Here is a 21169-nt window from a genome sequence, read left to right on the forward strand (position 1 = left end):
CACTCACTGGAAAGCAACGTAGCTTTTCCATCGTCAGAAACGGCAACCGAGCACCGGAGAGCATGATGCAGAAGTTCGACACCCCCGCCACGATCTCCGCCGTCCTGGAGTTCCCCGCGGGACGCGTCCAGTTCATCGCCGCCAACCGCACCGACACCACCGTCGAGGTACTGCCCGCCAACCCCTCCAAGAGCCGCGACGTCCAGGCCGCCGAGCAGACCACCGTCACCTACGCCGACGGCGTCCTGCGCATCCACGCCCCCGAGCCCAAGAACCGGCTCACCGGCTCCGGATCCCTTGAGGTCACCGTCCAACTGCCCGCCGGCTCGCACATCGAGGCCAAGACCGCCGCCTCCGAACTCCGCGCCGTCGGCCGCCTGGGCGACGTCGCCTTCGACGGCGCGTACCGCCAGATCAAGATCGACGAGGCCGCAAGCCTCCGCCTCACCGCGACCGACGGCGACGTCGAGGTCGGCCGTCTCAACGGGCCCGCCGAGATCAGCACCCAGCGGGGTGACATCCGGATCGCCGAGGCCGTGAGCGGCACGGTCGTGCTCCACACCCAGTCCGGCAACATCGCGATCGCCGCCGCCCCCGGGGCCTCGGCCACTCTGGACGCCGGCACCGGCTACGGCCGCATCGACAACGGCCTCAAGAACGACGGCTCCGCCGAACTCGCCATCCGCGCCACCACCACCCACGGCGACATCACCGCCCGCAGCCTCTGACGGGCGGCCGTACGCGAGTCACCGCCCCGCCGAGGGGGGTGCCGAAGAGGGGGCCAACGGACCGACGACGACCACACGTCGGTCCCCAGCCCTTCCTCCGGTGGAAATACGCTGCTGCTCGTCATTCACTGACGTCAGGCGATCGCCCGGCATCCGGCATCCGGCATCCGGCGTCCGGCATCTGGCGTCAACCGGCCGCCGTATGTGGCGGCCTGATGCGCAGGACTGACGGGCAGCCCCCGGTCACTCCTCTGACGCCGGGTGGGGGGATTCCGTCTCTTGGCTCCCGGCCGGCATGGAGCACCGCACTACTCGCTCCCGCCGCGCCGCTGCCTCGTACCCGCCCCCAACTCTCCGGGGTGGTCCGCGTAGCGGGGCAGGCCATCGGTGGAGACGGTCCACTCGGCGATGGTCACGTCCTCGCCGTAGACGAAGTCCTTGCGGGAGGCATAGCGGGGGCCGTCCGCGGTCACGTGGATGTCGGACATGACGGCACCCGTACCGTCGCGCGGATCGAAGATCACGTAGATGGGAATTCCCATGAGTGGGTAGTCACGCATCTTGCCGACCCAGTCGTTGTCGGGGTTCGAGCGGGAGACGACCTCGACGGCGGCGATGAGAGTGCGCGGGTCGAAGGAGCCCTCGCCTTCCATGTCGGCGAATGCGATCAACATGACATCGGGGTGCCGCATGATGCCCTCGGGCTCGTCCTCGACGTCCGGCTCCCCGGTATACGCCCAGATCCCCTCGGGCATCGCCTTCTCCAGGCGGCGGCTGACCAGCCCCGCGGTGACCTCGTGCGGACGCCCCGGCGACATCATGTCGTGGACGATCCCTTCCTTGGTGATCTCGAATTTTCCGGGGATGGTGTCGTCCAGCGAATGCAGGAGCCCGCGCATCGCCGTATACGGGGTCGAGCTCTGTCGCGACTCGTCCGGTGCGATGGTCATCGTGCTGGCTCCTCGTCTGTGCCCTGGGGCCCGAGTCATCACCAACATGCTAGGCAGCATCCTTCTCCTCGCGCTTGCACGGATTGCACAGGCCAGGCTCCGGGGCGCGGAAGGAAATGCTGTCGCAGCGCACGCACACCTGGAGGGGGTGGGGGCGGGGCCGGTCCCCGGGCAGGTCCGGGCGCGGGCCGGAAGCCGGGCCCCCGGGCGGGGTCGGGGCCGATTCCGGGACCGGGGCGGGCAGGAGCTCGCGGAGGCGGTACGCGACCAGGCCCGCGGGGTGGCGGAGGTCCCGCGGAATGTCGTCGGACAGGGCGAGGGTGATCGCGAAGGGGAGGACCCCGCGCGCCAGCCAGAGGGATACGGCCGGGGTCAGGATCTGGCCCGACGGCAGCCGTGCCCGTAAGCGGGCGAGGTAGCCGTGCTCCTCCAGCTCCCGCAGGGCCTTCGCGATGCGGTACTCGCCCTCGTTCAGCTGCCAGGCCAGCGCCTTGATGCTGATCGGCGCGCCTTCTGGAAGGGATTGGATGTAGACGGCCAGCCCGCGTGCCGTCAGCGACAGTTTGCGGTGCTGTGCGAGGTCATTGCCGACCACGACGAAGTGACTGTCGTGGGGGACGTTGACGTGGATGACACCGGATCGGGGGGACCCGGCCGGAATGCGCGACTGGGCGTGCCCGCCCGCGCTAGGGTGCTGGTAAGCCATCGGGAAGATCGATTCTCTTCCTCGTGGTCAGGCCCTCGTCGGGATGGCCGTCCCGGCGGGGGCTGACTTGTGTCTGGGGTTGTCGCGGCGAGCATATGCCTGCAACCGGTGCGCATTTCCAGCTCAGTCCGCACAGTTCACCCATGTGAGCGACGGACGCCCGGGGGTGGTGACGTGGCGGGTTGGTTGGTTGGTTGGTTGGTTCTTTTCCCCGTTTCTTTAGAAGGGTAGGCGTCCCCACGCACCGCGGCGCGTGCCGACCGTGTCGCGGTTACCGCGATGCGGTCGCCGGCAAATCCGTTGCGACGGCCAGGAGGCGGCTGGCAGCGTGCGGGCTGGGATGACGATCTACTTCTACGGCGCCGATGAGGTGCCCTACGGCTGCTTCTCCAACTTCTCCGCACACGGTGTCGAGCTTGACGGGCACTGGTGGCCGACGACCGAGCACTACTTCCAGGCGCAGAAGTTCCTCGGCACGCCCCATGTGCACGTGATCCGCCAGGCCTCCACTCCGCTGCGGGCGGCGGAACGGGGCCGCGACCGGTCCAAGCCGCTGCGGCGCGACTGGGAGCGGGTGAAGGACGACGTCATGCGTCGCGCCGTGGACGCCAAGTTCCGGACGCATGCGGACATCCGCGAGATCCTGCTGGCCACCGGGGACGAGGAGATCGTCGAGGACACGGCCTCCGACCACTACTGGGGGCGGGGAAGGACCGGCACGGGCAAGAACATGCTCGGCCGGATCCTGATGCGCACCCGCACCCGGCTGCGGGCTTGATCCTGCCGTCACCGACCGCCGGCGTCGAGTTCCGCCCAAACCGTCTTCCAGGGCGCCGGGCCGAGCTCGACTCCCCACCGGTCGGCCAGTTCTGCGACGACCGCCAGGCCCTTCCCGCCCGCCTGCGGATCGGGCAGCCGGTCCGCCCGGGTGTCGGTCAGCTCGATACGGAGCGTGCCGATGTCGTTGACGGACAGGCCGAGCCGGAAGTCCCGGCCGGGGATGCGACCGTGGGTGACGGCGTTGGCGATCAGCTCGGTCAGCACCTGCTCCGCCTTGTCGAACCTGACTCCCCAGGACCGGAGTTGCTCGACGGCGAGCAGTCGGCCGAGGCGGGCCCCGCGCGGGGTGGCGGAGAGCTGAAGAACGCATGCAGGAAGTTGTGGAATCACGTCACCCAGCGTGGCCGCACCTGCCTACGCTGAACAGCGACGACGCCTGTGCGTACCGCGACTGTCCGGCCGTTGTCCGGTCTTGTCCTGCCTGTCCGCGAGCGCTTTGGGGGTACGAGGCGTTGAGTACGTCGGGCACGTCGGAAGTGGGGGCGCATGAGCGTGGACAGCGACGCAACGGAAGAGCCGGGCTGGGAGGTCGACCCGGAGGACGAACAGGGCGCTGCAGTCGTCGCCGCCGTCGGCCGCCAACTGAAGGTCTGGCGCGAGACAGCTGGGTTGCGGGTCTCTGACTTTGCCACCCAGATGGGGTACGGGCAGGACCTGGTCCGCAAGGTCGAGTCCGGCACGCGCATTCCCCGCCCGGAGTACCTGGACAAGGCGGACGAGGTCCTGCGCGCCGAGGGCCGCATCGCGTCCATGAAGAAGGACATGGAGCAGGCCCGCTATCCCAAGCGAGTACGCGACCTGGCAAAGATGGAGGAACGGGCCGTCGAGATCGGCTCCTACAGCATCCACACCGTGCACGGCCTTCTTCAGACTGAGGAGCACGCCCGCGCACTCTTTGAGATGCGGCAACCGCCCTACTCTCACGCTGAGGTCGACAGGTACTTGTCGGCGCGCATGGCTCGGAAGTCGGTGTACAACCGCGATCCGGCCCCCTCCATCACCCTCGTCCAAGAAGAGGCCACCCTGCGGCGGCCCATCGGGGGCAAACTGGTATGGCGGCGGCAGCTTGAACACATCGCGGAGGTAGCCGAGATGCGCAACATCGCCTTTCAGATCATGCCGCTTGAGGTCGAGAGCCATGCTGGCATGCACGGCGGGATCGAGATCCTCAAGTTTCCTGACGGCTCGGCTGTCGGTAAGTCGGAGGGAGCGTTCGGCGGAAGGCCAGTCTCCAGCCCGCGCGACATCCGGATCTTGGAACTGCGGTATGGGATGATCCGGGCCCAGGCTCTCACGCCTCGGGAGTCGCTGGCCTTCATCGAGCACGCGCTGGGAGAGACATGATCCACGAACCCAAGTTGGAGTGGTTCAAGAGCAGCTACAGCAGCGGCCCCGAGGGAGACTCCTGCATCGAAGTCGCATGGGCGAAGAGCAGCTATAGCGATGGCAGCGAAGGAGACTCCTGCGTCGAAGTAGGGCGCACCCCCGCCGCCGTCCTGGTCCGGGACTCCAAGGACACCACCATCCCGCACCTCGCATTCTCCCCCACCGCCTGGGCCGGCCTCATCGCTCTGGCCCAGCAGTAGCAGGTCGCCGGAGCGAGGGCCGTAAGGGCGGGACGTGGCCGCATGTGAGTCCGTCCCCCCAGGCCGTCCCTCCCCCGGGGGCCGCCCGACAGTCCTTGTCGTTCCGGGTCGGGCGTCGGGGTCAAGGGTGGCCGGAGGCCATCGCGCAGCGACGCGACCGGAGGGAGCGCCCTTGACGCCGGCGGCCGACCCGGGATGACACTGGGACTGACGGGCAGCCCCCGGACACCTCACCGACCCCGCCCGAGCGGGCTCCCGCCCGCACACAGGGCCGGGCCCGCGGCGCAGCGCCACGGGCCCGGTTCAGCTACCCATCTCCAGCAACGTCAGACGCGGTCCGCCGCAATGAGCACGTACTGGAAAGAGCCGTCCTCGTAGGACTTGATGAACGCCTCCTCGATGCCCGTCACCAGGGAAGACGTGGCACGCAGCTTCCAGTACGGGAGGGTCTCCGGCGTCAGGTCGATGATCGCCTGGGGGACGAGGCGGTTGTCGGCCATGGCGCGGAGGTACTCCCTCCGGGAGTGGATGTTGCATTCGAAGTGGGCGTTGATCTGCGAGACCCACTTCGACGGCTGGCCGTAGCGCGGGTTCCAGCAGCCGGTGATGGTCACGTAGCGGCCGCCGACGGCGAGGATGCGGGAGTGCTCGGCCATGAGGTCGTGCAGGTCGACGTACATGCTGGACTCGTTGTTCCACGAGGCGGCGGCCTGGCCGGTCTCGAAGGGCATGTCGAGCATGTTGCAGACGCGGGCGTGGACGGAGTCCGCGATGCCCAGTTCGCGGGCGCGGTTGTTGCCGAAGTCGGCCTGCTTGGCCGACAGCGTCACGCCCTCGACCTTGCAGCCGAACCGCTGGTGGGCCATGACCATGGAGCCGCCGCGGCCGCAGCCGGCGTCGACGAGGAGGTCGTCGCGGCCGATGGCGCCGAGGTTGTCCAGGAGGATGTCGGTCTGGGCGGATTCCAGGCGGTGGAGTTCGGCGATCAGCTTCTTCTCGTACGCGCTGTCGGCCGGGTCCCCGAGGGACTCGTGGTCGATGGCGCCGATTCCGTAGTGGTGGTGGTAAAGGCCGTCGACGTCGCCGAGGCGCAGGTTCACGGGCCTGGCCTCTTCGTTCCAGTAGCGGGCGATGTCGCTCTGGTAGGGGGTCGCCGGGGCGGGGATGAACGCGGCGGCGGCGGTGGCGACGGCGGTGTCGGAGTCGGTACCGGCGGGGATGTCGATGCTCGTCATCGGTAAATCCATTCTGCTTACCAATTACCAAAAATCGGGCAGGGTGTAGCGGTAGGTGTTGGTCATGTGCCAGTAGTGGTTGCCGTCGACCCACACGGCCACGCCACGCAGGAAACGCACGACGCGCGGGTCGGGGCAGGCGGCGGCCAGTTCGGCGGAGGCGGCCTCGAACTCGTGCATGAGCTCGTTGTGGACCTCGACGGCCTTCAGGTAGGCGTCCTTGTCGGAGAGTCCCTCGCGTTCGGCGATCACCACCGGCAGGTTCAGGTGCTTGCCGCGGGCACTGAGTTCCTTGGTGTACGAGTACAGGTCGTTGGAGATGGTGGTGGCGTTCCCCGCGAGCGCGATCACCCGCTGCATGGCGGGCAGGGCGTGCAGGTCCGCGGGGAGTTCGTAGCCGCCGATCGTGTCGGTGATGGTGGGGCACGGCCGGAAGTTGTTGAACTGCCTCATCGCCAGGTACTCGGCGACCTCCGGGACGTAGTCCGTCTCGGCCCAGGCGGCCTCCGCCAGGTAGCCCATGTGGAGGCGGGCCATGTCGTGGCGGAACCGGTCGGCCTGGGACGGGGTGGCCGCCCCGACGAAGTACTCCATGGCGGAGCGGTAGGAGCGCCTCGGGGCGTCCGACAGGAGCGATTCCGCCCACGCCGGCGCGTACTCCTTGGTGGTGTGGACGGGGTCGAGGGCGGTGTGGGCGAGCAGGAGCCTGCCGCCGAGGCCGACCGGCGAGCCGCCGTGGTCCTCGCAGTAGATGTCGTCGACGACGTTCTCGGCGACCATCAGCCGTGTGGCGATCATCAGGTGGTCGACGGTCGGCGCGTCCGGGTGGCAGGCGACCATGTAGCGGCTCACGGAGAAGCCGTCGAACTGGTCCTCCCACTCCGGGGGGTACGCCTGGACCTCGTCCACCGCCCAGCGCTTGATCCGGTGGCTGACCTCCGCGACGCGGGCGGGGTCGGGCTCCGGGACGGGGTGGTAGTAGAGGCCCGGGATCGGCCGGCCCCCCTCCGCCGGGGCCGTCGGGTCCGGCAGGGCGGGCAGGCCCGGCCGTTCCGACAGCACGGCCAGTGCCAGCGGGAGGGACCGCGGGAGCGACATGGACGGGTTGGACGGGTTGGACGGCGCCGACGGGACGACCGGCTCGGACGGCACCGACAGGTGGGGCGGCCCCGGCTGCTCGGGCAGTGTCGGCAGCTCAGGCGGAGCGGCCAGGTCCGGCGGAGCGGCCAGGTCCGCCAGGCGCCCGACGTGGAGGCTCGCCGTGCCCAGGCCGCTGGGGCCGGACAGGACCCGCGCCAGCGCCGAGCTCGGCTCCGATACCGGGCCGGGCACCGGCACCACGTCCGGAACCGGCACCGCGTCTGGTGTCGGCATCGCGTCCGGCACCGTCGGCGTACGGCCGAATGGAAGCGAGGGCGGCCCGGAAGGCAGCCCGGTCCGGCCCGCGGCCGCGCCGCGGCCGAGGCCGTGGGCCGCGGCGGCGGGCGGGCTCGACTGCAGAGGGGAAGGCCCAGGGTCGGGCATCCGTGTCTCCTTGGTGGGGTAGTGGGACCGTCCCGGATCCCCGGCGGGCCCGGCCGCCGGCCCGGAAGGGTCCGGCCGACCGGTGCCGCCGAGGGCCGGTACGGGCACGGGCGCGGCCACGGGCGCGGGCGCAGGCCCGGCCACGGGCGCGGGCGCGGGCGCGGGCTGCGGCCCTAGCCCTGCCTGCGGGCGATCTGTACGTTCTCCAGCACGCCGAGGGCATCCGGCACCAGGACGGCGGCGGAGTAGTAGGCCGTGACCAGGTAGGAGATGATCGACTTCTCGTCGATGCCCATGAACCGCACCGACAGGCCCGGCTGGTACTCCTCCGGGAGGCCGGTCTGGTGGAGGCCGATGACGCCCTGGTTCTCCTCGCCGGTACGCATGGCGATGATGGAGCTGGTGTTCTCCTTGCTGATCGGGATCTTGTTGCAAGGGAGGATCGGGACGCCGCGCCAGGCCGGGACGGACTGGCCGCCCAGGTCGACGTGGTCCGGGTAGAGCCCGCGGGCGTTGAACTCGCGGCCGATCGCCGCGATCGTCTTCGGGTGGGCCAGGATGAGCTTGGTGCCGCGGCGGCGGCAGAGCAGCTCGTCGAGGTCGTCGGGGGTGGGCGGGCCGGAGTGGGTCTGGATCCGCTGCTTGAAGTCGGCGTTGTGGAGGAGGCCGAACTCGCGGTTGTTGATCAGCTCGTGCTCCTGGCGCTCGCGCAGCGCCTCGATGGTGAGCCTGAGCTGCTCCTCCGTCTGGTTCATCGGCCCGTTGTAGAGGTCGGCGACCCTCGTGTGGACGCGCAGCACGGTCTGCGCGATGGAGAGCTCGTACTCGCGCGGGTGGAGCTCGTAGTCGACGAAGGTGCCGGGCAGTTCGGGCTCGCCGGTGTGGCCGGACGACATCGCGATCTCGGCCTCGCCGTGGCGGTTCTGCCGCTGGTGCGGGAGCGCGGTGAACTGCTCGATGTGGCTGCGCAGGGCCGGCGCCGAGGACATGACGGCCTCGAAGTCGGAGCGGGAGAGGGTGAGCAGGGTGCCGGAGGTCTCGGCGGTGGCGGTGTAGTCCCAGGTGCCCTGGCCGTCGAGCAGGGTGTGCTCGCCGAACCGGTCGCCGTCGGCGAGGACGGAGACGGCGACCTCGTCGCCGTACTTGCCTTCGCCGGTCTGGCTGACGCGGCCGTGGGCGATCAGGTGGATGCCGCCGGCGGGGGTGCCGCGCTCCACCAGGACCTCGCCGGCGCGGAAGTCGCGCTGGACGCACCGGCCGGCAATCGCGTTCAGCACGTCCATGTCGTCGAAGCCGCGCAGCATGGCGAGCTCGTTGAGCTCTCGGGGGATCACCCGGACCGTGGCGCCGTCCTGGACGAACTCGATCTGCCCGTCTCCGACCGTGTAGCTGAGCCGGCGGTTCACCCGGTAGGCGCCGCCCTTGGTCTCGACCCAGGGGAGCGTCTTGAGCAGCCAGCGGGAGGTGATCTCCTGCATCTGCGGGGCGGACTTGGTGGTGGTGGCGAGGTTGCGGGCAGCTGCCGTGCCCAGGCTGGACTGCTGCGGGGGTTCCAGCTGAGTCTCGGGGCTGCTGTCAACGGTCATCGACGAGCTCTCCTTCGCAAGGGGCGGTGACCGGCGCGTACCCGCACGTCACCGGTGAAAGAGGAGGAAAGGGGGCGTATATCCGGGAATCCGGCCAGATCCGGGGGAACAGTAACGGGCCCCCATACCCGCTGAGCCCTTCGGCGTGGCAAGAGTCCCCCGATGCGGTGATCTTGACCGGCTCGACGTTTACCGATCGATGGCGATTCGGCCGCCGGGAGGCCTGATCACGCTCCTGCGGCGGTGGCCCTGAGGCCAGGCAGCGCGTGCGGGGCGGACGGTGCGCGAGGTGCGCGCTGGGTGCACGAGGTGCGCGAAGTCCGCGAAGTGCGCACCTCGTGCACGGCGTACGAGATGCCTGCCGCGCACAGGTCCCCCGCCCCTTCCCTCCGCGACGACCCGGCCCTAACCTGACGCCTCGTCAGTTACGGACGGCCCGGTGCCGGGAGGCGATCGCGCATGCTGCTGCAAGGGAAGACCGTCATCGTCTCCGGCGTCGGGGCCGGGCTCGGCCACCAGGTCGCCGCAGCCGTCGTACGGGACGGCGGGCAGGCCGTGCTCGGCGCGCGGACCGAGGCGAATCTGGCCAAATCCGCCGCCGAGATCGACCCCGACGGCACCCACACCGCCCACCGGGCCACCGACATCACCGACGAGCGCCAGTGCGAGGCCCTGGCCGCCCTCGCCGTCGAACGGTTCGGCGGCATCGACGCCGTCGTCCACGTCGCCGCCTGGGACTCGTACTTCGGCGGGCTCGCGGACGCCGACTTCGGCACCTGGGCCCGGGTCCTCGACGTCAACCTGCTCGGCACCCTCCGCATGACCCGCGCCTGCCTGCCCGCCCTCAAGCAGCGCGGCGGCTCCGTCGTCCTCATCGGCACGCAGTCCGCCGTCGCCGCACCCAACGAGGTGCAGCAGGCCGCGTACGCCGCCTCCAAGGGCGCCCTCACCTCCGCCATGTACTCCATGGCCCGCGAACTCGGCCCGCACCGCATCCGCGTCAACACCGTGCTGCCCGGCTGGATGTGGGGGCCGCCCGTGCAGGCCTTCGTCACCTTCACCGCGCACTCCGAGGGCGTCCCCGAAGCCGAGGTCCGCGCCCGGCTCGCCGCCCGCATGGCGCTGCCCGACCTCGCCACCGACGGGGACGTCGCGGACGCCGCCGTGTTCCTCGCCTCCGACCGGGCGCGGTCGATAACCGGCCAATCCCTGCTGGTCAACGCCGGTGAGCTGATGCGATGAGCGCCGGTCGGCGCCCCGCCGGAGGGCTGCCGGATCGTATGCTCACCGCATGACCCCTCCGAGTGACGCCCCGACCCAGAACGCGATGCGCCGCGCGCTCCGGCGCGCCCGTGACGGCGTCGCGCTCGACGCGACCGAGGCAGCCGTACTGCTCCAGGCGCGCGGCGAGGACCTGGAGGACCTCGCCGCCTCCGCCGCGCGGGTCCGCGACGCCGGGCTCGCGGCGGCCGGCCGCCCGGGCGTGATCACTTACTCGAAGAGCGTGTTCATCCCCCTCACGCGGCTCTGCCGCGACAAATGCCACTACTGCACCTTCGTCACCGTCCCCGGGAAGCTGCGCCGCGCCGGCCACGGGATGTACATGTCCCCGGACGAGGTCCTCGACATCGCCCGCCGCGGCGCCGCCCTCGGCTGCAAGGAAGCCCTCATCACCCTCGGCGACAAGCCCGAGGACCGCTGGCCCGAGGCCCGCGAATGGCTGGAAGCGCACGGCTACGACGACACCATCTCCTACGTCCGGGCCATCTCCATCCGGATCCTGGAGGAGACCGGCCTGCTCCCGCACCTCAACCCGGGCGTCATGAGCTGGGCGGACTTCCAGCGGCTCAAGCCGGTCGCCCCGTCCATGGGCATGATGCTGGAGACCACCGCGACCCGCCTGTGGTCCGAGCCCGGCGGCCCCCACCACGGTTCCCCCGACAAGGAGCCCGCCGTCCGGCTGCGGGTCCTGGAGGACGCCGGACGCTCCTCCGTCCCCTTCACCTCCGGCCTGCTGATCGGCATCGGGGAGACCTACGAGGAGCGCGCCGAGTCGCTGTTCGCGCTCCGGCGCACGGCCCGCGCGTACCACGGCATCCAGGAGCTGATCATCCAGAACTTCCGCGCCAAGCCGGACACGGCGATGCGCGGAATGCCCGACGCCGACCTCGACGACCTCGTCGCCACCATCGCCGTGGCCCGGCACATCATGGGCCCCTCGGCCTGCCTCCAGGCCCCGCCGAACCTCGTCGACGGAGAGTACGCCCGCATCGTCGGCGCCGGCATCGACGACTGGGGCGGGGTCTCCCCGCTGACCATCGACCACGTCAACCCCGAGCGGCCCTGGCCCCAGATCGAGCGGCTCGCCGAGCAGTCCGCGGCCGCCGGCTTCGAGCTGCGGGAACGGCTCTGCGTCTACCCGGAGTTCGTCCGCCGCGGCGAGCCGTGGCTCGACCCGCGCCTACTGCCGCACGTCCAGGCCCTCGCCGACCCGGAGACCGGCCTCGCCCGGCCCGACGCCGAGGTCGTCGGACGGCCCTGGCAGGAACCCGAGGAGGCGTTCACCGCCAGCGGGCGCACCGACCTGCACACCGCCATCGACACCGAGGGCCGCACCGGCGACCGCCGCGAGGACTTCGACCACGTCTACGGCGACTGGGAGGCCCTGCGCGAGGCCGCCGCACCCGGCATGGCCCCCGAGCGCATCGACACCGACGTACGGGCCGCCCTCGCGCAGGCCGCCGACGACCCCGAGAAGCTCACCGACGCCCAGGCGCTGGCCCTGCTGCACGCGGACGGGCCCGCGCTCGACGCGCTGTGCCGGATCGCGGACGAGCTGCGCAGGTCGGTGGTCGGCGAGGACGTCACGTACATCGTCACGCGCAACATCAACTTCACCAACGTCTGCTACACCGGCTGCCGTTTCTGCGCGTTCGCGCAGCGCCGCACCGACGCCGACGCGTACACGCTGTCGCTGGAGCAGGTCGCCGACCGGGCCGCGCAGGCCTGGGACGTGGGCGCGGTCGAGGTGTGCATGCAGGGCGGCATCCACCCGGACCTGCCGGGGACGGCGTACTTCGACATCGCGCGGGCGGTGAAGGAGCGGGTGCCGGGCATGCATGTACACGCCTTCTCCCCGATGGAGGTCGTCAACGGCGCCACCCGTACCGGCATGTCCGTGCGGGACTGGCTGGCCGCCGCCAAGGAGGCCGGGCTGGACTCCATCCCGGGCACGGCCGCGGAGATCCTCGACGACGAGGTCCGCTGGGTCCTCACCAAGGGCAAGCTGCCCACGGCCGACTGGATCGACGTCGTCACCACCGCCCACGAGCTCGGCATCCGGTCCTCCTCGACCATGATGTACGGGCACGTGGACCAGCCCCGGCACTGGCTCGGGCACCTGCGCACCCTGGCCCGCATCCAGCAGCAGACGGGCGGGTTCACCGAGTTCGTGACGCTGCCGTTCATCCACACCAACGCGCCCGTCTACCTGGCGGGCATCGCCCGGCCCGGCCCGACGGTCCGCGACAACCGGGCGGTGACGGCGATGGCCCGGCTGCTGCTCCACCCGCACATCACCAACATCCAGACCAGCTGGGTGAAGCTGGGCGCGGAGGGCGCGGCGGAGATGCTCCGCTCCGGCGCCAACGACCTCGGCGGGACGCTGATGGAGGAGACCATCTCCCGTATGGCGGGGTCGGGTTACGGCTCGTACAAGTCCGTCAAGGACCTGGTGGCGATCGCCGAGGCCGCGGGCCGCCCGGCCCGGCCCCGTACGACGCTGTACGGGGAGGTGCCGCAGGAGCGGCAGCGCGCGGCGGCCGCCTCGGACGGGCACCTGCCGGAGCTGCTGCCCGTCCTGGACTGAGGCGGGCCGCCGCGGCTCGGGGCGGGCGGGGAACGGTGCACGAACGGGGCATGGCCGAAAACGACCGCCCCGAAAGCGAGCGGCACAACGCGCCACCAGCGCATCACCGCACCTCGGGCGCCACCCCGCACCGACCCCCCGCACCCGCCACAGGAAACGATCCGGCCTTTCTCCCCTCACTTACGGGTCTCTTGATCGCCTTCCTCCGGTTCTGATCCGGCATGTCCACTACAGTGCGCGCCAGAACACGCGGGGCAGTCGGGGGGCAGCACGATGGACACGGCAACCAACACCGGGACGGACACCACCACCGCGGCGGCATCCGGCACACCGGCATCCGGCACACCGACCACGGCGGCCACCCCCGCCACGGCACGGGCCACCCCGACCACGGCACCGGCCGGCAGCACCCTCGGCGGCCGCTCCCCCCTCACCACCGGCCTCTGGGGCCGCACCGAACAGCAGGACTTCCGCAGCCGCGTCCGCGGCACCCTCCTCGGCTCCGCCATCGGCGACGCCCTCGGCGCCCCCGTCGCCGCCCTCTCCCTCGACGGCATCCGCGACGCCCACGGCCCCGCCGGCCTCACCGAACCCGTGCCCGCCCCCTCACTCTCACTCTCACCCTCACCCGCCGCCGACGGCCGCCGCGGCACCGTCACCTCCTGCACCCAGCTCACCCTCTTCACCGTCGACGGCCTCATCCGCGCCCACGTACGCCGCGACACCGGCGCCTGGCACCCGCCCACCGACGTCCACCGCGCCTACCTCCGCTGGGCGGCCACCCAGCACGACTGGGGTCCCGACGAACGCCGCGAGGACGACGGCTGGCTCGCCCGCCAGGAATGGCTCTACGCCCGCCGCAGCCCCGGCCGCGCCTGCATGGCCGGCTTCGCCGACACCACCCGCGGCACCCTCGACCACCCCAAGAACCCCACCGCCCGCGACGCCGCCGCCACCACCCGCTCGGCCCCCTTCGGACTCCTCGTCGGCTGGGAACCCGCCCTCGTCCTCCAACTCGCCGTCGAATGCGCCGTCCAGAGCCACGGCCACCCCGCCGCCTACCTCTCCGCAGCCGCCCTCGCCGCCATCGTCCACGGCCTCACCCGCGGCGACACCCTCGACACCGCCGCCCAGCGCACCCTCGGCCTCCTGGGCAGCCGCTCCGGCCACCAGCCCGTCACCGACGCCCTCCAACGCGCCCTCACCGCCGCCACTTCCACCACCACCCCCTCCGCCACAACCGTCGCCTCCCTCGCCCCCGGCGAAAGCGGCGACGCCGAGGACGCCCTGGCCGTCGCCGTCTACTGCGCCCTCGTCGCCGAGGACATCCCCCACGGGCTGCGCCTCGCTGTCAACCACGGCGGCGACTCCTCCGCCACCGGCGCACTGTGCGGCGCCCTCCTCGGCGCCCTCCACGGCGAAACCGCCCTCCCCGCCGCCTGGCTCGCCGACCTCGAAGGCCGCGCCACCCTCCTGGAACTCGCCGACGACTTCGCCCTGGAGATGACCCAGGGCCCCACCCTCCACGGCCCCGGCGTCTCCGCCCCCGCCTGGCTGGCCCGCTACCCGCGCGCCTGACCCGGCCCGGCCCGGCCCTCTGCCGCCGCCCGGCAGATCCCCGTACCGTGGCCTCACCCGTCACGGAGGTGCCCTCGCCCATGCGGATCGCCACGACCGTCTTCCTGACCGACCGGACCGTCACCCCCGTCCGCCTCGCCCGCAGCCTGGAGGAACGCGGCTTCGCCGGCCTCTACCTGCCCGAGCACACCCACATCCCCGTCTCCCGGGACACCGCCGCCCCCATGGGCGGCGACCTCCCCGAGATGTACGGGCGCACCCTCGACCCCTTCGTGGCCCTCGCCCAGGCCGCCGCCGTCACCGAACGGCTCCGCCTCGGCACCGGCATCACCCTCGTCGCCCAGCACGACCCGATCGTCCTCGCCAAGCAGATCGCCACCCTGGACCACCTCTCCGGCGGCCGCCTCACCCTCGGCGTCGGCTACGGCTGGAACGTCGAGGAGGCCGCCGACCACGGCGTCGACTGGCGCATCCGCCGCGAACTCGTCCGCGACCGCATGGCGTTGATGCGCACCCTGTGGGCGCCCGAGCCCGCCGCGTACGTCGGCCAGTACTCCTCCGTCCAGGCCAGCCAGGCCCACCCCAAGCCCGCCCAACCCCCGCGCGAACTCGGCCCCGGCCAGCCCCTCCACGGCCCGCGCACCCTCCTCGGCGGCGCCGCGGGCCCCAAACTGTTCGCGGCCATCGCCGACCACGCCGACGGCTGGCTCCCGATCGGCGGAGGCGGCCTGACCGAATCCCTGCCGGTCCTGCGCCAGCTCTGGGAGGCCGCGGGCCGCGACCCGAAGACCCTCCACGTCGTCCCGTACGCGGTCCACCCCAACCCGGGCAAGCTCGCGCACTACCGGGACCTGGGCATCGAGGAGGTGGTCCTCCAACTCCCCTCGACGGACGAACCCGAGATCCTCCGCGCCCTGGACACGTACGCGCAGTACCTCTGACCCACCGACAGGGCCTGCCCGTCAGCCGCAGGCCCCCGTACGCTGCTCCCATGATCACTTCGCGCACCCATGTCCGTATCGCCCGCCCCAGCCTCGACCTCGGGGCTGCAGAGCGGTTCTACGTCGACGGGCTCGGGCTGACCGTGCTGTGGCGGAACAGCGAGCCCGAGCCCGGGAAGCACGAGCTGCTCATGGTCGGACCGGCCGACGGGGGCTGGCACTTCGAGCTCACCCGTGACCCCCGCAACCCGCTCGCGCCCTCCCCCACCGTTGACGACCTCTTCGTCGTCTACCTCGGCGAGCCGCCCGACGCGGCACTCGTCGAGCGGCTCCTCGCCCGCGGCGGCACCCGGGTCACCGCCCACAACCCGTACTGGGAGGAGTACGGCGTCACCGTCGCCGACCCGGACGGCTACCGTCTCGTCCTCTCCTCCCGCTCCTGGGGCTGACCGGCCGCCCGCTCCACACGAGGATCGGCCCGTCGCCCGGCCGGCCCTCACGGGAGAGCGGGCGCCCTCACGGGAAATACGATGCGCACTCCCCGCGGCGCCGCACATCGAGCGTCGCGCAGTGGAACGAGCCGGCGAACGGCGCGTAGTGCAGGAGGTCGCACGGGATCGGCTCGAACCCCCACCGTTCCAGCGCGCGCAGCATGCCGGTGTGGTGGCGCTCCGCGATCACCCGTTTCTCGTCGACCATGAGGACGTTCATGCTCAGCCACTTGCCGCACAGCGAGGTGACCTTGAGCAGGCGCCCGTCGGGCGGTGTGGGCTCCGGGGCGATCAGGACGTCCCACGAGCGCAGGACCTCGGGCAGGCGGTCGACGTCGACGTATTCGGGGTTGACCAGTACCTTTCCGGGTGCGAGCGGGATGAACGTCGTGTCGATGTGCATGGGCGTGCGGCAGCGGCTCTCGATCTCGTGGATGCGGTACGCCGGTTCGAGGTGGCGGCGCAGCCACTCGATGCCCATGCCGTTGGTGACGTTGCTGCGGGTGACGAACAGGTCGCGACCCGCCCGTACGAAATCCGCAGCATCGAACACCGGCTCGAACTCGGTGAGGATGTACCGCATGGGCTCGTCGGGCCCGGGGACCCGGAAATCCGTCTCGAACAGTGCATCGGTGAGCTGTGGTCTGGGTGCCGCCGTCCAGCGCGCGCCACGCCGGAAGTAGTCCTTGAGGATCGTGCGGTAGGGGTGGGTCTCGAAGTACCGGCACGGCCATGCCATCGGGGTCTCGATGATCTCGTCGCCGATCACGAGCATGCTGTCCCGCGGACAGCTGCTGCCGAAGCCGCGTGACGACCAGTCGGGCGTGCCGAAGCGGCGGCCGTGGTGGACCTCGTCCGGTCGCCTGACCGTGATGTCGAGGGACTGGAGGAGCGCGACGAACTGTTCGAGCTCCTCTTGCGCCGGTTCGACCAGCATGCGCGGGTACTGGAGGCCGGCGGCGAGCTTCTGCAAGCGCGCCGCCCACGGCGGAATGTTGCAGGACACCACGGGGTGGTCGGAAGGGATCGTCATGCCCTCCAGCCGCCCGACGATGACCTCCTCCAGGGGATCCCATTCGTTGTGGGAGTTGACCGGGGAGGTCGGGCGTTCCGCACCCATCACACCACTCCCTCACGCTATCGGCGGCGGGCCCCACGGCGCTGCGAAAAGCATCCGGTCCCGACGTCTACCCCGCAACCGCCACCGCTACCGTGCCCAGAACTGGACCAGGGCCCCCTCCTTGTACGGGGCCGGGCTCACGCTCAGCTCCCCCGCGAACGGCCGGTCCAGGACCATCACCAGCAACAGGCTGAAGCCGATCAGCCCGGCCACCGCCGAGACGAACAGCAGCTGCATCTTCAGGCTGCGCAATCCGAAGAGGAAGGTGAGCGGGAGGATCACCAGCGCGCCCCCGTACACCAGGAGCTGGAGCAGCATCGGCAGGGAGGTCTCGGCCATGTCGATGCGGGCCCGGCGCTGGGCGGCGACGTCGCTGAGGCGGTCGGCGGCCTGCTCGTAGAAGGTGGTCCTGCGGGCGCCGGTGGGCTCGTACGCCTGGAGCGCCTGGTACAGGCCGTGGGTCTGTTGCACGGTGGCGTCGTAGCTGGGCCGGCCCTCGCGCATCAGCGGCCACTGCACTTCGACGACGGCATGCACGTACTGGCCGACCGCCCGCTCGACGCGGGCGCGCTCCTCCGGCGGGAAGGCTTCGGCGCTGCGGACGATCAGGGCCAGGTCGGTGGCCTCGGCGGAGACGATGCCCTGGGCGTTTTCGAGCTGGGTCCAGAGGGTCACGACCACGAACGCGAGGATGATGCCGTAGATCGCGCCGAACATCCCGAGGGCGACGCCGACCATCTCGTTGTGCTCGCCACCCGCCAGATGGGGGAAGCGGCGGCGGGCGGCGAGGCTGCCGGCCACGGCGAGGCCCGTGAAGCCGCCCACCAGGAGGAGGCCGAGGGTGAGGGTGGAGAAGGAGTTGAGCAACCACAGGATCATGTGTTGATCAACGACCGACCGCCTGGCCGGCTACTCGCCCGGCGCTTGACCGGCCACGCACCCGGCTACGCACCCGTCCACACACCCGGCTACTTCACCGACGGCGCCTGCGGGCCCGTCTGCAGGGCGCTGCCGGCGCCCGCGAGCGAGGTTTCGGTGGACTTGGCTGCGGCGCCGGCCACGGTGCCGGTGACTTCCAGGGCGGTCTTGGTGTCCTGTACGGCCTGGCCAGGGTGGTCGACGATGTCGCCGACGCGCTTGGCGAGCGGGGCGGCCGCCTGGAGGGTGGCGTTGTCGGCGTGGGCGGCACCGGCGGCGAGGCCGAGGGCTCCGGAGGAGAGGGCGAGGGCGGCGAGGCCGCGCCGCACGGCGCTCCCCGCACCCGTTGCGGGCTTGGCGGGCTTGGCGTGCTTCGCGTGCCTGGCGTTCTTCGTGTTCTTGGCATCCATGCCCCGTCAAACGACCCGCCGGGCCCGGGGGTCACCCCCGGGCCCGGCGGTCGCGATGTGCAGTGGCGCGTAGCGGTGTGCGCGGCGCGCCCCCTCGGCTCAGTCCTCGACCACCAGCGACGGCGTCGACTTCGTCAGGACCTCGCCGCGGAAGAAGGCCGGGCTGCGGCGTTCGGTGACCGCCATGACGACGAGGCCGAGGCCCAGCAGGCCGACGCCGATGACGAAGACGCTGCCGACGCCGAGGACGGTGGAGCCGGAGCCGTACGCCGGGTCCCACATGTCGATCAGGGTCTTGAAGAAGACGGCGGCGAGCAGCAGTCCGCCGAGGACCGGGAAAACGCCCTTGAGGAACAGGTCGCGGGTGCTGCGGCGCAGCTCTCGGCGGAAGTACCAGGTGCAGGCGAAGGCGGTCAGGGAGTAGTAGAAGCAGATCATCAGGCCGAGCGCGAAGATCGTGTCGGTGAGGACGTTCTCGCTGACCAGGGTCATGACGGTGTAGAACGCGCCGGTCGCGACGCCCGCCATGACGGTGGCGCGGCCGGGGGTCTTGAAGCGCGGGTGGACCTTGGCGTAGGCGGGCGGCAGGGCCTCGTACGTGGACATGGCGAGGACCGTGCGGGCGACCGGGATGAAGGTGGTCTGGAGGGAGGCGGCGGCCGAGGCGAGGACGGCGACGAAGAGGAGGACGCCGAGGACGGGGCCCATGACGGGGCCGGCGAGGGCTGCGAAGACGTTGCCGGAGGTGTCGGGGTTGGCGAGGCCGAGGCCGGTGGCGCCGGAGCCGACGGCCATCTGGGCGGCGATGCCGGTGGCCAGGTACGAGCCGACGAGGACGACCATGGCGATGAGCGAGGCCCGGCCGGGGGTCTTGTCGGAGCCGGTGGTCTCCTCGTTGGTGGCCAGGCAGGCGTCCCAGCCCCAGTACATGAAGATCGAGAGGGAGAGGCCGGCGGTGAAGGCGGCCATGGAGTCGACCGCGAAGGGGTTCATCCACTGCCAGGAGAAGTCCAGGCCGGTGTCGAAGGCGCCGGTGGAGCCTGCGCCGCCCGTGGTGGCCTTCTGGAAGGCCATGACGACGAACACGGCGAGGACGGCGAGCTGGAGGCCGACCAGTGCGTACTGGACGCCCTTGGTGGCGGTCATGCCGCGGTAGCTGATGGCGGTGGCGACGGCGACGAGGGTGAGGCAGGTCGCGATGTGGACGAGCTTGTTGTCGTCGAGGGCGGCGACCGATTCGCTGCCGGTGATCTCGCCAGCCAGCAGCCAGAAGTAGGAGGTGGCGACGCCGGCGAGGTTGGAGAGCACGATGATCGTGGCGATCACCAGGCCCCAGCCGCACATCCAGCCGATCCGCGGGCCGAAGGCCTTCACGGTCCAGGTGAAGGAGGTGCCGCAGTCGGGCATGGCCTTGTTGAGCTCGCGGTAGGCGAAGGCCACCAGGAGCATCGGCAGGAAGCCGGCCAGGAAGACGGCGGGCATCTGGACGCCGACTTCGCCGGCGGTGGAGCCGAGGGTCGAGGTCAGACAGTAGACGGGGGCGACGGTGGAGATGCCGATGACGGCGCTGCCCACCAGTCCCACGGACCCCTTGCCGAGGCCCTTGCCGCGTACGTCGGCGACGTCGCGTGCCGTGTCTTCGGCTCCGGGCCGAACGTCCAGCTGAGTCATGGCACAGGACGGTAGATCCTGCGGTTTCCATATCCGGAGGACTGAGATCCGGAACTCGGAACGGTGAATCCCCTTGGAATCCAGAGCCTTCAGCCGTTGGCGAATCGGCAATGAAAGGTTCACACGCCGGTGTTACCCCCGGTTCAGAGGGGCCCGGAACCGGGTTCCGATATACGGAAACCGCAGCCATGCCCGTTTTGCCCGTTCCCAAACTTTCCCGTGCCAGTTTTCGGCCGCGACGTTTGGCGCGGACATGCCGGTCGACCTAGGCTCCCGACGATCAAGGTCATCGACACGGGGGACATACGGTCATGAGCTCCAGGACAGCCGCCAGGACAGCCACCAGGACGGCAGCCGGCGCCACGGCCCTCGCCGCGCTCCTCACCCTCACCGCCTGCGAAGGCGGTGACGACGCCGCCGTCGGCTCCGGCATCGCCGCGATCGGCGGCCTCGAAGGCGGCAGCGGGAACGGCGGCGACGGCGGGAACGCGAAGAAGGGCAACGGCCTCGGCTTCAAGGGGCTGACCAAGGCCGGCTCGATGGCGGAGGCCGCCCGCATCATCAACGGCTACACCAAGTGCGACCGGATCAGCTCCACCAAGAGCGACTCGTCGAGCTCCGACAGCGACCCGGACGCCAAGTACGACAGCAAGACGTACTCCGTCACCGAGCGCGGCTACTGCGGACGCCGCAACGTCACCACCATCTTCATGATCAAGGACCCCAAGGTCTTCCAGGCCGCCTTCAAGGCCGAGGTCGAGAAGGACCACGCCAACGGCAAGGGCGGCAACATCAACAGCGGCCCGATCATCGGCCAGGACTTCGCCATGGGATCCGAGAGCTCGGACGCGATGGCCGCCCTCCTCGCCCCCGGGAGCGGCATGCTGCTCCTCAACTGCCACCCCGGCTTCAACCCGCCGAGCGGATTCCGCAAGGAGCCGTCCCTGGTGAAGGGCTGCATCCTCACCGACTACTACAAGGACTGAGCCCCCCACCCCCACCACCACACACAGGCAC

Annotated in this window: 19 protein-coding genes and 1 pseudogene; 10 read left to right on the forward strand and 10 right to left on the reverse strand. The window is 71.0% G+C overall.

Features of this window, described 5'->3' with window-relative positions; all coding sequences use genetic code 11:
- Positions 1-65: 65 nt before the first annotated feature.
- On the forward strand, positions 66-728 hold the full coding sequence (locus ACIQUT_RS28370; RefSeq protein ID WP_403566807.1) for a DUF4097 family beta strand repeat-containing protein: 663 nt from the start codon (positions 66-68) through the stop codon (positions 726-728).
- Between the two features lie 308 nt (positions 729-1036).
- Here the strand turns inward: ACIQUT_RS28370 and ACIQUT_RS28375 are convergent, their stop codons facing one another.
- Complete coding sequence (locus tag ACIQUT_RS28375; protein ID WP_403566808.1) at positions 1037-1678, reverse strand: Uma2 family endonuclease; 642 nt, start codon at positions 1676-1678, stop codon at positions 1037-1039.
- A gap of 49 nt (positions 1679-1727) precedes the next feature.
- Positions 1728-2384: a helix-turn-helix domain-containing protein gene (locus tag ACIQUT_RS28380; RefSeq protein ID WP_403566810.1), complete on the reverse strand. Its 657-nt coding sequence runs from the start codon at positions 2382-2384 to the stop codon at positions 1728-1730.
- Positions 2385-2724: 340 nt separating this feature from the next.
- On the opposite strand from ACIQUT_RS28380, the gene ACIQUT_RS28385 reads away from it, so the two are divergent.
- Positions 2725-3162 carry an NADAR family protein gene (locus tag ACIQUT_RS28385; RefSeq protein WP_403566812.1) on the forward strand — a complete coding sequence of 146 codons (438 nt, stop codon included), beginning with the start codon at positions 2725-2727 and terminating at the stop codon, positions 3160-3162.
- Between the two features lie 8 nt (positions 3163-3170).
- Here the strand turns inward: ACIQUT_RS28385 and ACIQUT_RS28390 are convergent, their stop codons facing one another.
- Complete coding sequence (locus ACIQUT_RS28390) at positions 3171-3554, reverse strand: ATP-binding protein (protein ID WP_403566813.1); 384 nt, start codon at positions 3552-3554, stop codon at positions 3171-3173.
- Positions 3555-3710: 156 nt separating this feature from the next.
- Here ACIQUT_RS28390 and ACIQUT_RS28395 point away from each other — a divergent pair, with 156 nt between their 5' ends.
- Positions 3711-4568 carry a helix-turn-helix transcriptional regulator gene (locus ACIQUT_RS28395; protein ID WP_403566815.1) on the forward strand — a complete coding sequence of 286 codons (858 nt, stop codon included), beginning with the start codon at positions 3711-3713 and terminating at the stop codon, positions 4566-4568.
- The gene (locus ACIQUT_RS28400; RefSeq protein ID WP_403566817.1) at positions 4565-4810 is read left to right on the forward strand and encodes a DUF397 domain-containing protein; all 246 of its coding nucleotides are present in this window, start codon (positions 4565-4567) and stop codon (positions 4808-4810) included. The genes ACIQUT_RS28395 and ACIQUT_RS28400 overlap by 4 nt, the downstream gene beginning before the upstream one ends.
- A gap of 326 nt (positions 4811-5136) precedes the next feature.
- Here the strand turns inward: ACIQUT_RS28400 and ACIQUT_RS28405 are convergent, their stop codons facing one another.
- From ACIQUT_RS28405 to ACIQUT_RS28415, 3 genes and pseudogenes are all read right to left on the reverse strand, one after another.
- The gene (locus tag ACIQUT_RS28405) at positions 5137-6045 is read right to left on the reverse strand and encodes a geranyl diphosphate 2-C-methyltransferase (protein WP_403566819.1); all 909 of its coding nucleotides are present in this window, start codon (positions 6043-6045) and stop codon (positions 5137-5139) included.
- A gap of 24 nt (positions 6046-6069) precedes the next feature.
- Positions 6070-7363 (reverse strand): annotated as a pseudogene (locus ACIQUT_RS28410) (family 2 encapsulin nanocompartment cargo protein terpene cyclase).
- Between the two features lie 379 nt (positions 7364-7742).
- Positions 7743-9155 carry a family 2B encapsulin nanocompartment shell protein gene (locus ACIQUT_RS28415; RefSeq protein WP_403566821.1) on the reverse strand — a complete coding sequence of 471 codons (1413 nt, stop codon included), beginning with the start codon at positions 9153-9155 and terminating at the stop codon, positions 7743-7745.
- Positions 9156-9614: 459 nt separating this feature from the next.
- On the opposite strand from ACIQUT_RS28415, the gene ACIQUT_RS28420 reads away from it, so the two are divergent.
- The 5 genes from ACIQUT_RS28420 (at position 9615) to ACIQUT_RS28440 (ending at position 15991) form a co-directional block, all read left to right on the forward strand.
- Positions 9615-10397: an SDR family oxidoreductase gene (locus tag ACIQUT_RS28420; RefSeq protein ID WP_403566823.1), complete on the forward strand. Its 783-nt coding sequence runs from the start codon at positions 9615-9617 to the stop codon at positions 10395-10397.
- Between the two features lie 49 nt (positions 10398-10446).
- Entirely contained in the window at positions 10447-13023 is a 2577-nt protein-coding gene (locus ACIQUT_RS28425) for a bifunctional FO biosynthesis protein CofGH (protein ID WP_403566826.1), read from the forward strand.
- A 273-nt stretch (positions 13024-13296) separates the two neighbouring features.
- Complete coding sequence (locus ACIQUT_RS28430) at positions 13297-14601, forward strand: ADP-ribosylglycohydrolase family protein (RefSeq protein WP_403566828.1); 1305 nt, start codon at positions 13297-13299, stop codon at positions 14599-14601.
- A gap of 80 nt (positions 14602-14681) precedes the next feature.
- Positions 14682-15542, forward strand: a complete 861-nt coding sequence (locus ACIQUT_RS28435; RefSeq protein ID WP_403566830.1) for an LLM class F420-dependent oxidoreductase — start codon at positions 14682-14684, stop codon at positions 15540-15542.
- A 50-nt stretch (positions 15543-15592) separates the two neighbouring features.
- Positions 15593-15991: a VOC family protein gene (locus ACIQUT_RS28440; RefSeq protein WP_403566832.1), complete on the forward strand. Its 399-nt coding sequence runs from the start codon at positions 15593-15595 to the stop codon at positions 15989-15991.
- A 67-nt stretch (positions 15992-16058) separates the two neighbouring features.
- Here ACIQUT_RS28440 and ACIQUT_RS28445 read toward each other — a convergent pair whose 3' ends face one another.
- From ACIQUT_RS28445 to ACIQUT_RS28460, 4 genes are all read right to left on the reverse strand, one after another.
- A complete protein-coding gene (locus ACIQUT_RS28445) occupies positions 16059-17153 on the reverse strand; it encodes an amidinotransferase (protein ID WP_403566834.1) in 1095 nt (364 codons plus the stop codon).
- Between the two features lie 87 nt (positions 17154-17240).
- Positions 17241-18032, reverse strand: a complete 792-nt coding sequence (locus tag ACIQUT_RS28450; RefSeq protein ID WP_403566836.1) for a DUF4239 domain-containing protein — start codon at positions 18030-18032, stop codon at positions 17241-17243.
- 89 nt (positions 18033-18121) lie between these two features.
- Positions 18122-18481 carry a hypothetical protein gene (locus ACIQUT_RS28455; protein ID WP_403566837.1) on the reverse strand — a complete coding sequence of 120 codons (360 nt, stop codon included), beginning with the start codon at positions 18479-18481 and terminating at the stop codon, positions 18122-18124.
- A gap of 99 nt (positions 18482-18580) precedes the next feature.
- A complete protein-coding gene (locus ACIQUT_RS28460; RefSeq protein ID WP_403566838.1) occupies positions 18581-20152 on the reverse strand; it encodes an APC family permease in 1572 nt (523 codons plus the stop codon).
- A gap of 311 nt (positions 20153-20463) precedes the next feature.
- Between ACIQUT_RS28460 and ACIQUT_RS28465 the strand changes: the two genes are divergently transcribed.
- A complete protein-coding gene (locus ACIQUT_RS28465; protein WP_403566840.1) occupies positions 20464-21138 on the forward strand; it encodes a hypothetical protein in 675 nt (224 codons plus the stop codon).
- The last annotated feature ends 31 nt before the right edge of the window (positions 21139-21169 follow it).

The organism is Streptomyces sp. NPDC090445 (assembly GCF_044769385.1).
Lineage (GTDB): Bacteria > Actinomycetota > Actinomycetes > Streptomycetales > Streptomycetaceae > Streptomyces.